The sequence below is a fragment of the Bradyrhizobium sp. SZCCT0148 genome, from assembly GCF_018129985.1.
Classification (GTDB): domain Bacteria; phylum Pseudomonadota; class Alphaproteobacteria; order Rhizobiales; family Xanthobacteraceae; genus Bradyrhizobium; species Bradyrhizobium japonicum_H.
The window spans coordinates 48,526-61,211 of sequence record NZ_JAFCKT010000004.1 but is presented as its reverse complement, the minus strand read 5'-3'; the positions used below and the strand labels follow the sequence as shown (position 1 = coordinate 61,211).

Here is a 12,686-nt window from a genome sequence, read left to right as displayed (position 1 = left end):
TGGTGTCCGTTGGCGCCCCTCAGGCGGCGCGTCCCTGTCGTTCGATGTCCTGCACCAGACGCCGGCCCGATTGCACCAGCAATTCCATCTTCGCCTCCAGTCCCTCGACCAGAAGTTGTCCGTTTCGCTTTTTCCAGAGGCCGCCGATCATCACGGCCTCGATATTGGCAAGGCTCGTCTGCATCACGACGGTCGCGACGGGGTCATGCACCGGGACGAGGTTGAGGTCGGAGGCATTGATAACGACGAGGTCGGCGAGCTTGCCCGGGGTCAGCGATCCGATCTGGTCCTCGCGGCCGAGCATGCGGGCGCCTTCCGTCGTGATCCAGCGCAGTGCTTCGCGAACGGGGATCGTGGTGGTCGCGGGAATGGTGCCGGTGGTCTTGCGCGCCTCCGCATTGTCGAACGCCCGCTGTGTCGCGAGCGCGACGCGCGCGACGGTCAGGAGGTCGCCGGCCAGCACGGACTCCAGATCAATGCCGATCGTCGGCCGCACTCCGCGCTTGAGCAGCCGCCCGGTGATCGGAAAGCCGTGACCTTGGATCATTTCGTTCTCCGGCGTGACCGAGAAGGACACGCCGAGATGGACCATGCGGTCGAGCAGATCGTCGGGCAGATCGTTGCCATGGACGATGTTGATGCCGGTGCCGACGAGCCCGGCCTCGATCAGCTTCTCCCAGCCACCCGGCGTCTTGGCCGGGCCGCCGCCCTGATGCATTGATGCGATCAAGTTCAGTTCGCGCGCCAGCCGGAAATCGTGCATGGCGACGTCGAGTGTCGAATAATGCGGGCCGAGAATTGCAAGGCCGAGCGTAACGAGACCGTCGCGGTCGGCGAGGGCACCCGCCAGCAGCCGTTCGATCTCGTGGCGCGGGTGCGGCACTTCCGAGAAATGGGGCTCGCCCGGCTTCGGCTCCGGCTTGGGCGAGCCGTGGAAAAAGGCGGCGCGGATGCCGCTCTCGATCAGGCCGCGCACCGCGGCGTCGGTGTGTTCCGGCGTCGGATTGTTGTGGCACCAATCGACCAGCGTGGTGGTGCCGCAATTGATCTGGTTCAGCGCGCCGACCAGCGTGGCAATATGGATGTCGTCGGGCCGGAACACGGTCGCGAGCCCTGCATGCATGCGGCGGAAATACTCCAGCAGCGTCCAGTTCGCGGCAAAGCCGCGCAGGCCGGTCTGCCAGGTGTGCATGTGCGCGTTGATCAGGCCGGGAATGACGATACGGCCTTTGCCGTCGACGATCTCCGTGTCGGCGGCGACGTCGATCGATGGACGCACATCGACGATGCGGCTGCCCTCAATCAGCACATCGCCGGTGCCGAGGTCACCGATCGCGTCATCCATGGTGATGACGGTGGCGGATTTGATCAGCGTACGCCGCATCGTTTCAGGCCGCCGCTTTGTTGAAGGCCGGGGGCTCGCCGGCCCAGGCGCGCGCGATCAGGTCGCGGATGGCGCCGCGCTCGAGCGGGCGCGGATTCCAGTAAGCGTTGGTGACGGCAAGATCAGCCGCCTTGTCGATGCCGCCCTCGGGCATGCCGATATCGCGCAGCGCCGTCTTCGCACCCAGCCGCTTCGCAAGCTCGAAAAGTCCCTGCGATGCATCGGCCGCGCCGATCGCACGGGAGATTCGCGCCATCGCGTCGGGCACCGCCGGCGCGTTGTAGGCCAGCGCGTGCGGCAGCACGATGGTGTGCGTCTCGGCGTGCGGCAGGTCAAAGGTTCCCCCGAGCGTGTGGCAGAGCTTGTGATGCAGCGCCATGCCGACGGTGCCGAGGCAGACACCGCACAGCCAGGCGCCATAGAGCGCTTCGGTGCGGGCCTCGCGGTCGTCGGTTTGGGCGGCAATGGCGGGCAGGGCGCGGGCGAGCGCGCGGATGCCTTCTTCCGCCATCAGCGACGTGACGGGATTGGAGTCGCGCGCATAAAGCGCTTCGACTGCGTGGGCGATGGCATTGATGCCCGATGTTGCGGCCAGACTTGCCGGCAACGTCAAGGTGAGGTCGACATCGTAGATCACCGTCTCGGGGAGGATCGCGGCATCGCGCACCGTGGTCTTCAGGCCGTTCTCGGTCTGGCCGACGATCGGCGTCATCTCCGAGCCGGCATAGGTGGTTGGGATACAGAGCTGGTTGATGCCGGTGCGCAAGGCGAGCGCCTTGCCGAGGCCAGTCGTCGAACCGCCGCCGAGCGAGACGACGCAGTCGGCCTCGCATGCTTTCATCGCCGCGAGCGCGCGCTCCGTGACATCGACCGGCGTGTGCATGGTGGCGTTGGCAAAGATGCCGGCATAGAGCGGGCCGAGCGCGGAACCGAGGCTCTTGCCCTGCGCTTCCTGCTGCGGCGTCGTCAGCACCAGCGCGCGCTTGCCGCCCAGCCGTTCCACCTCGGCCCTGGCAGAGCCAAGCGTTCCGCTGCCGAACACGACGCGGCAGGGCAGGTTTTCAAAGGTGAACGAACCGATCATGCGCCGGTCTCTTTGATGGGATAATCGACCTGGAAGCGTCCGATCCGCAAGTCGCCCAATGCTTCGCGGACGCGCAAATGCTCAGGATGAGTTGCGTAGGCCGAAAGCGCGGCCTGGTCGGCAAATTCGGAGAACAACACCACGTCGCAGGCATAATCGACCTCGCTGACGTCGACGCCGACTTCGATATGGGTGAGGCCGTCGATCCGGCCCTTCAGGCCCTCGAACAGGGTCTTGACCTTGGTTCGGGCAGCGGCACGCTCCTCAGGGGTCTCCCCGCGCAGCCGCCACATCACGATGTGCCTGATCGGGCCCGACATTTCCTGATTTCCTCGCCTACTGTCTTGCTTTGTTGCGGCCATTTTGACTTGCGAGATACGGAAATAAAGGTCAATAATCGCAAGTCTCTTTTCCAGAAAGTGGAAATATGGATCGGTTGCTGCAACTGGAGGTCTTCGCCAAGACGGCCGAGCTCGGCAGCCTGTCCAAGGCAGCCGAAGCCTTGAGGATGTCGAATGCGGCTGCGAGCCGCACCCTCAGCGCGCTCGAGGAGCGCCTCGCGGTCCGCCTGATCGAGCGCAACACCCGCCGGCTGTGGTTGACGGAAGCCGGGCAGGAACTTCTGAACCGCTGCGGCCCCGTGCTGAGCGAGTTGGCCGAAGCCGAGGACATCGTCAGCGATCGCGCGCTGTCACCGCAGGGTACGCTGCGCGTCACGAGTTCGCTGTCCTTTGCGGTGATCTATCTCGCGCCGATGCTGCCGGCTTTCCGCGCGCGCTATCCAAAGCTCAACATGCAGATCACGACTGCCAACCGCTACCCTGATTTCATCGAGGCCGGCATCGACGTTGCGATCCGCACGCGCGAGCAGGAGCCGGATTCGAACATCATCGTCCGCCGCATCGGCCAGATGCATCGCGTGCTCGCGGCCGCTCCGTCCTATCTGGAGAAGCATGGCCGTCCGGAGCACCCTGCCGATCTCGCCCGCCACAACATGCTGGTCTACAATCTCGCCAACGATCCCTATTCGCTGCGGCTGAGCCGGGGCAGCATGACGCAGACCGTCCGCATCACGCCGACGCTCGACAGCAACGACGGCCAGGTCATCCGAGGCGCAGCGCTGGCGGGTCTCGGCATCCTCATCCAGCCGCTCTACATCGTGCAGAGCGACATTGCGGCCGGCCGTCTCGTTCCGGTGCTGATGGACTGGGAGTTGCCGCTCCTCACCATGAATATCGCCTATCAGAACCGCGCGGGCCTGCCCGCCAAGATCAGGGTGTTTTCCGACTCCCTGGTCAGCCACATCCGCGAGCATTCGGAGCCGGGAATCTGGATCGACGCGGCGAAGTGAGCGGGAGAAGCTCAGGGGTATCGATTGCGGCGGACGAGCCAGACGGGCAGGGCCGCAGCTCAAAGCGCCGAACGCGGGCTCGGTTGCGCAGATGAAATCGCCGATGGAAATCTGCTCGCGATGGCGCGCATCTTGGGCTGCACGCGGGAGCCGTCGATCACCTCGAGCCGGCCGTAGCGGTTGAGGGTATGCAGCTTTCTGCCGGGCCATAGCGGTCCGGGCTTCAGCGTGTGGCGGACGATCTGCTTGAACGTCGTCGGCGACAATTCGACCACTTCCGCCAGCGCGAGCGCCGCGCCGTAGCCATCGTTACAGTCCTGCACCGGTCGCCATAGTTTGCCGTTCATGGTGATCAGATTCCCCGCCGGCCGCGTGCTGGCCCGGTCGATCAGCACCGGGTTGCTGGCATGGGGCACCCAGGGACCCAGGAGATGCTCGGCGTAATAGATCGCCAGCGAATCCGAATAACCGCCGGTCCCATCGCGCCAGGCGCCGAACAGATAATACAGGCCGTTGTGCCGCGTGATCGTCACGTCCGCAAGTTCGAGGCCCGACAGCAGCGTCGCATGCCGCTCCCATTTGTCCGGAAACTGAACGCATTTGTAGAGCGCGACGTCCCCATGGGTCGAACTCTCCGGGATCATCCACAACTCGCCGCCGTCTTCGATCAGAAAGGGATAGGAGAGGTGCCAAGGCTCGTCCAGCACGGGCACCACTTTTCCCATTGGGCCGGCGTTGTTGAACTCGATGGCGGAAATGATGCCTTTACCGATACGGTGATCGAGATCTTCGAAGAAGATGAAGGTGCGTCCCTGCCATGTAATGGGAAAGGGGTCGGCATAGAAGTGATTGCCGGGATCACCAAGGACGTTCCAGCGCGGCCCGGACAGGTCGCCGGTCTGCCAGACGCCTGCGCCGTCGTTGAAGCGCCAGCCGACATGCCAATGCGGGGCGTAGCAGCAGAGGCGATAGATTTCCTTGGCGATGGAGACAGCAAGGCCGCGCGTGACATAGGCTGAGGCTCGTCGGCCCGCGCCGTTCGCGATGGAACGCGCCAGCTGCGGCACAATGCGCGGCCGTCCCGACAGGATTGCCGCAACCATCGTGAGGGTTCGCGCCATGACGGTTTCGAGCGCACCGCTCAAGCCGGCGGCAATTTCGCCGGATGGATGGCCGCTATCGACGAGCGAACCGTCGACCTCGTTGACGATGTCGATCACCGGCAGGTCACCGGCAAGAATGGCGGCGAGGGCGGCATTCTCGCCGGCAACTCCGTTGAACAGCGGACGGAGATAGAGCTTTGCGGGGCTGTTGGGATCGCGCGCACCATTGGTGAAGTCGACGATCACGTCGGCGGTCCGGGTCCGACCTCGCGTTGATTCCGAAACGATGTGCAGTCTGTTGGCGCCGCTGTGTTTGCCTTTGTGCAACACCACGCGTTCCAGCTCGAACAGGGCGTCGAGGCCCGCGGGGCGCGGCTCTGCAGTCGCCGTCCACGCGATTTGAACCGGAACGCCCCGGCCGTCGATCAACAGCGTGTCGCGGCTCATCCATCGCCGGGGATGCTCACGTTCACAGCGAAACTCGATGATCATGTCGAGCCAATCTATTCCAGGTATTAGGTCAAATGACCTCGCCGAGTATTCGGATGTATTCCTCCACCATGGCATCTACCGAATAGCGCAGCCGCAGGCCTTTGGCGTTTTGTCGCAGTTCGTCGCGCAAATGTTGGTCCGTCAGCAGCGTGGAGACGACTGCAGAGAGCTTTGCATGATCGGAGGCGTCGACGAACAAAGCCGTCGGCTTTCCGTCGTATGACAGCACTTCGCGCAAGACGGGAAGATCGGTGACGACGGAGGGCACACCGGCGTTCGCAGCCTCGACCGCGGCCAGACCGAAGGTCTCGGCCTGTGTCGGGAACACGAACACGTCCAGGCCGGCGAGAAAGTCCGCCATCCGGCTGGGGGGAATTTCTCCGAGCAGATGCAGCCTGTCCGACACTTTCAATTCGCTCGCCAGCAGCTTCAGCCGGGCCTCGTCGGCGCCCTGGCCGGCGAGCGCGAGATGCCAGGACGGTTGGTCCGGCAACAGCCGTATCGCCAGATCGAGACGCTTGTGGGGATGCAGCCGTGCTGCGCAGCCGAGCAATATGCGGTCCGGCGGCAGGTTGAACTTTTCTCGCGCAGCTTCCTTCGACAGGGTAAGGGCCTTGTCGTCGAAGCCGTGCGGGACATGCACCATGCGCGACCGGTAGGCTGCGGGGTAGCGCGAATATTCGCGCTCCATGTCCTGCGAATTGAGCGTGATGCGGTCGAAGAAGCCGACGCTGCCCATCACGATGTCGGCCGTGCGAACCGGCCAGCTCATCGACAATGCGGATGAAACCTGGTTGGCGACGACAGGCGCGCGGCTGACCAGACGTGTCACGCCGCCGCCGATGACGTTGCCGAAATGCTGAAAGGTCAGGACGGCGTCCGGCTTGATGCTGCTGATATGGCGGCCGAGCGTCCACAGCATCCGCAGCAGGGCCACCGGATTGCCGGGACGGCTCGGCGCGCAATAGAGCGTATCGGGCGGCTCGTCGAAAGAATCCGATTTGCGGAAGAAGAAGAGGTTGGTGACGCGATAGCCGCGCGCGGTCAGCCCGGCGCCGAGCAGCCTGGAAATCTCCTGCGCCCCGGCGTTCTCGGCCTGGGTCTGGGCGAGCAGCACGTGCAGCTTTCGTGCGCTGCCGCTCGACCGCGCGGGTGCCGTCGCGGTTGTCTCGCCCAATTCCTTGTTCGGCTGATAGTGGAGCACGGATCCCGACCCGCTAGAGAAACGAAATCTTCACCTTCTTAACCCCGTACCTATCATGCGGGCTGCACGTGGACACCGACTAGCGACAAACGGAGTTAATGCCAGGCTCGGCCGTCGACATCGTTCCCGCAGCCGTTTCACCGGCATGCCGGATGCGGCGAGCGAGCACGTTAACCAACCGATCCGGCCCGCGCGTGATCGCGAGCCGCCGCGGGTCGGTGTGACTGACGTCTAGTCGCTGGAGTCGGCGCTGCGCACTGCATAATTGCCGCGTTTCCAGGCGGAGACGCGCAACAGCACGAGGATCGAAGGATCCACCCCTGTTCGCCGGCGGCAGAGGACATTCAGGGCAATGGTCGCAAGCGCCAGCGACACGGTGGCCGAAATCGCGGCGCCCAGCAGGCCGAGCCAGGGAATGAGGATGAGAAACCCCACGAGACGCAACGCGACGTTGGCGGCAACGACGGGAACATAGATGCGTTCATGGCCGGTCAGTTGCAGGATCGCCGCGGACGGACCGCCTGCGGCCTGGATGGCCGTCCCGATTGCAAGCACGATCAAGACCGAGTGCTGCGTGGCGAAATGAGGTCCGAACAGGTTGAGGAGATAGGGACCGCCGATCCAAATCGTGGCGAGCCCGGCGGCCACGCATAGCGCGGTCACCTCCGCCATCAGTCGCAGGGTTCGTCCGAACTCCTGGTGGTTCTTGCTGAAATACAGCGACGGAAGCCGGCGCGCCCCGAACGTGTATAGCGCCGCAGACAGCATGGCGAAGATGTTTGCGAGACGCGATGCGGCGAAGTAAATGCCGGCGGTCACGGGATCCAGCATCCAGTACACCAGAATGACGTCGAAATACTGGTTGGCGGCCTCGAGGATGGATGCGAGCCAGAAGTGAAGCGAGCTCGAGCGCCAGCGGGACGTCTCGGCGTGCGCCGGCGTGCCGCGCAAATCAGGCAGCGCGCGCGCGATCGAGATGATCTGCGCAGCCAGGCCGGCCGACATGGCAATGGTCATGACCGCGAACAACTCGGCGGGATCGAGTAGCCGATGACCGAGCAGCATGGCGAGCAGGAAGAGAACGACGATGACCCGCCAGAAGAACTCGCGATTTCCCTCGCCCATGAGAATGCTCACCAGCGAGCGGGCGACCTGACTGCCGAGCATCACGCCTGCGTTCACGGCCGTATAGGCCGCCACGGCAAGGATGAGCACCCACCAGTCGCCTCTCAGGCTGGCCACGATGGCCATGCCGAGGATGACGACCAGCATGGCAGCGGAAGTGATCTTGATGCTCGATTGGAGGAGGCCTTTGATGAGGTCCGGCCTGTCGCCGACCTGATACTCGTTCAGGAAACGCACCAGCAGCGATTCCTGACCGACCAGTCCGACGACGGCGGCGATCTGGGCGACCGAAAGCCAGGTCGCAAAGATGCCGAAACCGTCGGGCGACATCGTTCGTGCCGCCAGCGAGAACACGGCAAACGCCAGCGCGCCGCTTCCAACCTTGAGCAGGATGGTCCCGACGACACCGCGCGTGACGTCACGCCGCATGAGCTGGAGGAGGGATTTGATCATTGAAGTCTAAGGAGCTGCTCTCTCCTGAAGAGACATGTTCCGATACCGGTGACAACCTAGCATGCCGAAAAATCACGAGTGTTAATGCGGGTCATCAAGAATATCGCCTGCGGCGTCGACATCGCGATGACGCCGGTTGGCTCACTGTGGAACATGACCGTCCCCATTGTCCCAAATAGAGCGAGGCCCCGCTGAGGCCGATTGCCGGAATAGCGAGCGATCGACGGCCGGGGCAGGCGTGATCAGCCGCTTCAATGCGAATTGGCTCGCCGGCGTCGACCGCAGAACTGACGGAAGCCAGACATTGCCGAGAATCCCGAGCAAGAGGCATGCCGGATATCATCGGCGCAGCAGGCTCTCAGCTTCATTAACCTCGATACCGAGAAATGATCGCGTTCGGTCCTGCGATGCGACATCAGGCCGGAGAATTGCACGTGCGACTTTGGTTGAACGTGGGAGCCTGGATCATGACGGCGGATGGAACTGTGACCGAGCCGATCGACACAGCTGGTACTTCGACGACCATTGCGGACGTCGCAATCGTCGGTGGCGGCCTTGCAGGGTCGCTTGCGGCGGCCGTGCTGGCGCGGGCAGGGCACCGCATCGTCCTGATCGAAAAGCGCGCCGGCCATCCGGACGAATTCCGGGTCGAGAAGATCGGCGGCCATCAACTTGAGTTGTTGCGCAAGCTGGGCTTCTTCAGCGCGCTCGAGGATGTCGCTTGCCGGTATGATCAGGTGCTCAACATTCGGGAAGGCAAGGTGGTCGATGTCAGCGTCGGCCAGGCTTATGGATTTTCCTATGCCGATCTCGTTGCCATGGCGCGCAGCCAGATACCCGCGTCCTCCAGCCTGGTCGTCGACGAGGTGACCGCGATCAGTGGTGGCGGCGACGTCCAGCATCTCGAGCTGGCCTCCGGACGGCGCGTGACCGCGCGCCTCGTCGTTCTCGCCACGGGCATGGCAGCGGCTCTGGGCTATAAACTCGGTATCAAGCGGCGGATTCTGGCCGAGCGCCATTCGGTGTCGTTCGGTTTCACGATTGCCCGTCAGGATGGTCGCCCCTTCGATTTCGAAGCGCTGACCTGCTACGGCGAGCGCACGGCCGACGGCATCGACTATCTCAGCCTGTTTCCGGCACGCGCTGGCATGCGAGCCAATCTCTTCATGTTCCGCGACCCGACTGATCCGATCATGCGCGAGCTGCGTCGCGAACCGGAGGCGACTGTCCTGCGTCTGCTGCCGGGATTGCGGACCTATCTCGGCGATTTCCGTGTCATCGACCGGGTTCAGAACTGGGTGATGGATTTGACCGTTGTCGAGGGACACCTCCAACCCGGCATCGTGCTTATCGGCGATGCATTCCAGACCAATTGTCCCGCCGCCGGCACGGGCGTCGCGCGCCTGCTGGTGGATGTCGATCGTCTGTGCACCGAATATGCGCCGAAATGGCTCGCGACCCCCGGTATGGGCCTTGAGAAGATCTCACAGTTCTATTCCGATCGCGACAAGATCGCGGCGGATCAGCAGTCGCTGAAGTTGGCGCGCTTCCGCCAGGCCCTGACGTCACGCGACGATATCGGCTGGGACGTTCGTCGCCGGTTGCACTTCCTGCGGCGCAGCCTGGCACACCGCGTCGATCAAATGCATCCTGGCTGGATTGGACGGGTTCGCGGCGTCCTGCGCGCCTGAGTTCTGCGGCCTTTCGCCTGCCGTCTTTCAGCGCGTGGGCGTTGGGGTGCGCGCGGGCAGCAGCCGCAAATCCGACAGCCGCTTGGCTGCGAGCTTCAGCCAGGGAGCCTGCTTCAGCGCGAACAGGGTGATAGCGCCTGCGGTACTGCCGGCTTTCGTGATCGCCCACATCGGAGAGGGCTGTCCACCGAACAATTTCTTGTAGGGCTCGTCACCAATGGTGAAATCGAGCATCTGATCCCCACGCTCGATACAATCCCGCGCCACCTGCTCGAACATCAGCGCGCCCAGCGATTGGCTCTTGTACCCGGCAATGTCGAAGGCGCTCATGATGATGAGGAAGCTGTCCCGATGGCAGAGGCCGAGCACGGCGGCGATCACCTCGCCGTCCATCTTCATGGCATAGAGGCGCACAAAGGCGCCGAGCCCACGAAGGGCCACGTCGGAATAGAAGCCGAAATATTCGGGACGCTGCAGCAGATCTCCGTCGCCTTGCGCCTGGAAGCGCGGACCGCGAAGCTTCCTCATCACATCCATGGCTTCTTGCACGGAGGTGTCGTCATTGCAGCATGAGAAGCTCAGCGCGCCCTTCTTCTGCAACTGACGATATTTCTTTGCGAGCTCCTTCTGATAGGAGCGATCGATCGCACTCGTCCGCCATTGTTCGAACGGCGCGACCAGCACCGTCGCGTAGGCATTGGTTTCCATCGAGACGCGGCGCGATGCGGCGAGGAGGGTCTCGATCGGAAGCCGTCCGTCGGGCAGCTTGGTCATGCGGAGCAGATCGAAAGGTCGAATGAGGCGCCGAATCTCCGCGCACGCGTCCGCATCGTCGAGCAGCTGCGAAAACACCGTCTGGCTGCAAACCGGCGCCAGATAGTCGGAGACGCGGAGGTCGGCGAACTCGACGGTCCGGATCGGACCGCGCCGGATCCGGAGCAGGGGCAGCACCATCGCAAGGGCGCCCGTCGCGCGGTGGCGAACCACGACGACCAGAGGTGTCGCACCCGCGTCCGAAGCGAGCCTGTTGTAGAGGCTATGCAGCCAGATCGGATGCTGAAATGCCGTGGCGGCCGAGCGATCGAACAGCTCGGCATACTCCGGAGACAGGAAGTCGAACGCCTGCTCGATGGCGATGTCGAAATTGTTGCTGAGCTTGTTCATGCGCAATCAGGGAAACCGGATAATTTGCGAAGTCGATCGAGCCGTGGCCACGCTTTATAGCAGGGTCGTTACGGGCGAGACACCGGCGGCGTGCCATTTGCATTAATGCGCTCAACCATCTCCGTATCGTTACCAAATTCTTAAATCCCATAGCGTTCTAGCTGTCGCACGGTCGAGCTGTCGACCGCTCGAGACGCCGTCGAAGACGGCACACAGGCCGTTGACCAAGCTTGCCGCTCACACCGTGCAGGGCAGCGATCTCCGTGCGTGGATTTGCAAGGCCCATCAATCGTGTATGATCGACACGGTGCTGAATACGCAGAAGATATCCCTCCTGTCCCGGCGAGAGCTGCTCGATAAGGCGGCGCGTATCACGGCGCTGGCTGCATGGCCCGGCTGTGTTGCCGCCGGCGATTATCCCTCCCGGCCCATCAGGCTGGTCATTCCCTATACGGCCGGTGCCGCGGGTGATCAGATCGGCCGTCCCTGGGCGGAGAAGGTCGCATCGCTGCTGGGCCCGATCTATGTCGAGAATATCGGCGGCGCCGGCGGCGCGATCGGCTCCGCCGCGGTGGCGCAGAGCGCTCCCGACGGCTATTCGCTTCTGCTCGGCAATGGCAGTACGCAGGTCATGATTCCGTTGTCCTCGGCGCAGCCCGCCTACGATCCGGTTCGTGACTTCCGCGCCATCTATCGCCTGATTACGAGCACGCTTGCCTTCGCGGTTCATCCCTCGCTGCCGGTGAAGGAACTGCGGGAGCTGGTCGCTTTTGCAAGAGCCAATCCGGGCAAGCTCTCTTACGGCACTCCGGGCGTCGGCACCGGCAATCATCTCGTCGGCGAGATGTTCAGGCTGCAATCCGGTCTTGCAACTGACTTCGTCCACGTGCCCTATCGGGGCATGAGTTCCGCTACCAACGACCTCATCAGTGGCCAGATCTCTGCCGTCATTGCCGTGGTGTCGAGCCAGATCCTGCAGTTACAACTTGCCGGCAAGCTGCGGCTGATCGCCGTGACGAGCGAACGGCGGTTGAGCGGCGCGCCGGGAATTCCGACGGTCATCGAATCCGGCATGCCGGAGCTCAGATATGCCGGCTGGTTTGGCTTGTTCGCCCCACGAGCAACCCCGGATACGATCGTGGAGCAGATCTCCAAGGCAACCCGCACGGCGATGGCCGATCCGCAGTTGCAGGACAGCTATCGGTCGCAAGGTCTGGAGCCGGACGTCGATTCAGGCCCCGACAAATTTCAACGCCTCGTCGAGGACGAACTGACCCGCCTTGCTCCCATCGTCAAGTCGATCGGACTCAAGCGCGACTGAGTTGAACTTTGCCGATTTGCGCTGCTCCGTCCTGTCGCAACTCTCTCGAGCCGGATCGGCAGTGACAAATTTTTGCGGCGACGTTGAAGCAGCATTGATCTTCCTGCGGCATTCTGGCCGCAAGGGTCTTGAATCATTCACAGCGCATTTGAATCGTTCCAGACATTTTCGCCTGTCGCTGATGATCGAGGCATTCTAAGCCGCAAGGCGCGCATTTGCGTTGCCGCCACGATAGCGGCTTCCTAAAAAGGCGATGCAGACCGCTGACATTCGAATGTTGCCGCCGAGACCAAGGCAGCAAACGCGAATGCGCG

Annotated in this window: 10 protein-coding genes; 3 read left to right on the top strand and 7 right to left on the bottom strand. The window is 63.3% G+C overall.

Annotation, left to right across the window (positions count from 1 at the left end; genetic code table 11):
- Positions 1-19: 19 nt before the first annotated feature.
- The 3 genes from JQ580_RS15155 to JQ580_RS15145 are packed head-to-tail and all read right to left on the bottom strand — an operon-like array spanning position 20 to position 2,788.
- Positions 20-1,384, bottom strand: a complete 1,365-nt coding sequence (locus JQ580_RS15155; RefSeq protein ID WP_212280872.1) for an amidohydrolase family protein — start codon at positions 1,382-1,384, stop codon at positions 20-22.
- A gap of 4 nt (positions 1,385-1,388) precedes the next feature.
- Positions 1,389-2,468: a maleylacetate reductase gene (locus JQ580_RS15150; RefSeq protein ID WP_212280871.1), complete on the bottom strand. Its 1,080-nt coding sequence runs from the start codon at positions 2,466-2,468 to the stop codon at positions 1,389-1,391.
- Positions 2,465-2,788 (bottom strand): Dabb family protein, encoded by a 324-nt coding sequence (locus JQ580_RS15145; RefSeq protein ID WP_212280870.1) that lies wholly within the window; start codon positions 2,786-2,788, stop codon positions 2,465-2,467. Before JQ580_RS15145 ends, JQ580_RS15150 begins: the two co-directional genes overlap by 4 nt.
- A gap of 107 nt (positions 2,789-2,895) precedes the next feature.
- Between JQ580_RS15145 and JQ580_RS15140 the strand changes: the two genes are divergently transcribed.
- A complete protein-coding gene (locus tag JQ580_RS15140; protein WP_212280869.1) occupies positions 2,896-3,819 on the top strand; it encodes a LysR family transcriptional regulator in 924 nt (307 codons plus the stop codon).
- Between the two features lie 59 nt (positions 3,820-3,878).
- Here the strand turns inward: JQ580_RS15140 and JQ580_RS15135 are convergent, their stop codons facing one another.
- The 3 genes from JQ580_RS15135 to JQ580_RS15125 all read right to left on the bottom strand — a co-directional run bounded on the left by JQ580_RS15135 (position 3,879) and on the right by JQ580_RS15125 (position 8,196).
- Entirely contained in the window at positions 3,879-5,414 is a 1,536-nt protein-coding gene (locus JQ580_RS15135; RefSeq protein WP_212280868.1) for a glucosamine inositolphosphorylceramide transferase family protein, read from the bottom strand.
- A 28-nt stretch (positions 5,415-5,442) separates the two neighbouring features.
- Positions 5,443-6,618 (bottom strand): glycosyltransferase family 4 protein, encoded by a 1,176-nt coding sequence (locus JQ580_RS15130; RefSeq protein ID WP_212280867.1) that lies wholly within the window; start codon positions 6,616-6,618, stop codon positions 5,443-5,445.
- 231 nt (positions 6,619-6,849) lie between these two features.
- The gene (locus JQ580_RS15125) at positions 6,850-8,196 is read right to left on the bottom strand and encodes a lipopolysaccharide biosynthesis protein (protein ID WP_212280866.1); all 1,347 of its coding nucleotides are present in this window, start codon (positions 8,194-8,196) and stop codon (positions 6,850-6,852) included.
- Positions 8,197-8,663: 467 nt separating this feature from the next.
- On the opposite strand from JQ580_RS15125, the gene JQ580_RS15120 reads away from it, so the two are divergent.
- Positions 8,664-9,887 carry an FAD-dependent oxidoreductase gene (locus JQ580_RS15120; RefSeq protein ID WP_212280865.1) on the top strand — a complete coding sequence of 408 codons (1,224 nt, stop codon included), beginning with the start codon at positions 8,664-8,666 and terminating at the stop codon, positions 9,885-9,887.
- A 27-nt stretch (positions 9,888-9,914) separates the two neighbouring features.
- On the opposite strand, the gene JQ580_RS15115 is transcribed toward JQ580_RS15120, so the two are convergent.
- A complete protein-coding gene (locus JQ580_RS15115) occupies positions 9,915-11,051 on the bottom strand; it encodes a GNAT family N-acetyltransferase (protein WP_212280864.1) in 1,137 nt (378 codons plus the stop codon).
- A gap of 295 nt (positions 11,052-11,346) precedes the next feature.
- On the opposite strand from JQ580_RS15115, the gene JQ580_RS15110 reads away from it, so the two are divergent.
- Complete coding sequence (locus JQ580_RS15110) at positions 11,347-12,372, top strand: Bug family tripartite tricarboxylate transporter substrate binding protein (RefSeq protein ID WP_212280863.1); 1,026 nt, start codon at positions 11,347-11,349, stop codon at positions 12,370-12,372.
- The last annotated feature ends 314 nt before the right edge of the window (positions 12,373-12,686 follow it).

Coding starts and splice junctions, on each gene's coding strand:
- JQ580_RS15145 (WP_212280870.1), bottom strand. CDS start 2,788: ATGTCGGGCCCGATCAGGCACATCGTGATGTGGCGGCTGCGCGGGGAG.
- JQ580_RS15120 (WP_212280865.1), top strand. CDS start 8,664: ATGACGGCGGATGGAACTGTGACCGAGCCGATCGACACAGCTGGTACT.
- JQ580_RS15115 (WP_212280864.1), bottom strand. CDS start 11,051: ATGAACAAGCTCAGCAACAATTTCGACATCGCCATCGAGCAGGCGTTC.
- JQ580_RS15135 (WP_212280868.1), bottom strand. CDS start 5,414: ATGATCATCGAGTTTCGCTGTGAACGTGAGCATCCCCGGCGATGGATG.
- JQ580_RS15125 (WP_212280866.1), bottom strand. CDS start 8,196: ATGATCAAATCCCTCCTCCAGCTCATGCGGCGTGACGTCACGCGCGGT.
- JQ580_RS15150 (WP_212280871.1), bottom strand. CDS start 2,468: ATGATCGGTTCGTTCACCTTTGAAAACCTGCCCTGCCGCGTCGTGTTC.
- JQ580_RS15155 (WP_212280872.1), bottom strand. CDS start 1,384: ATGCGGCGTACGCTGATCAAATCCGCCACCGTCATCACCATGGATGAC.
- JQ580_RS15140 (WP_212280869.1), top strand. CDS start 2,896: ATGGATCGGTTGCTGCAACTGGAGGTCTTCGCCAAGACGGCCGAGCTC.
- JQ580_RS15110 (WP_212280863.1), top strand. CDS start 11,347: ATGATCGACACGGTGCTGAATACGCAGAAGATATCCCTCCTGTCCCGG.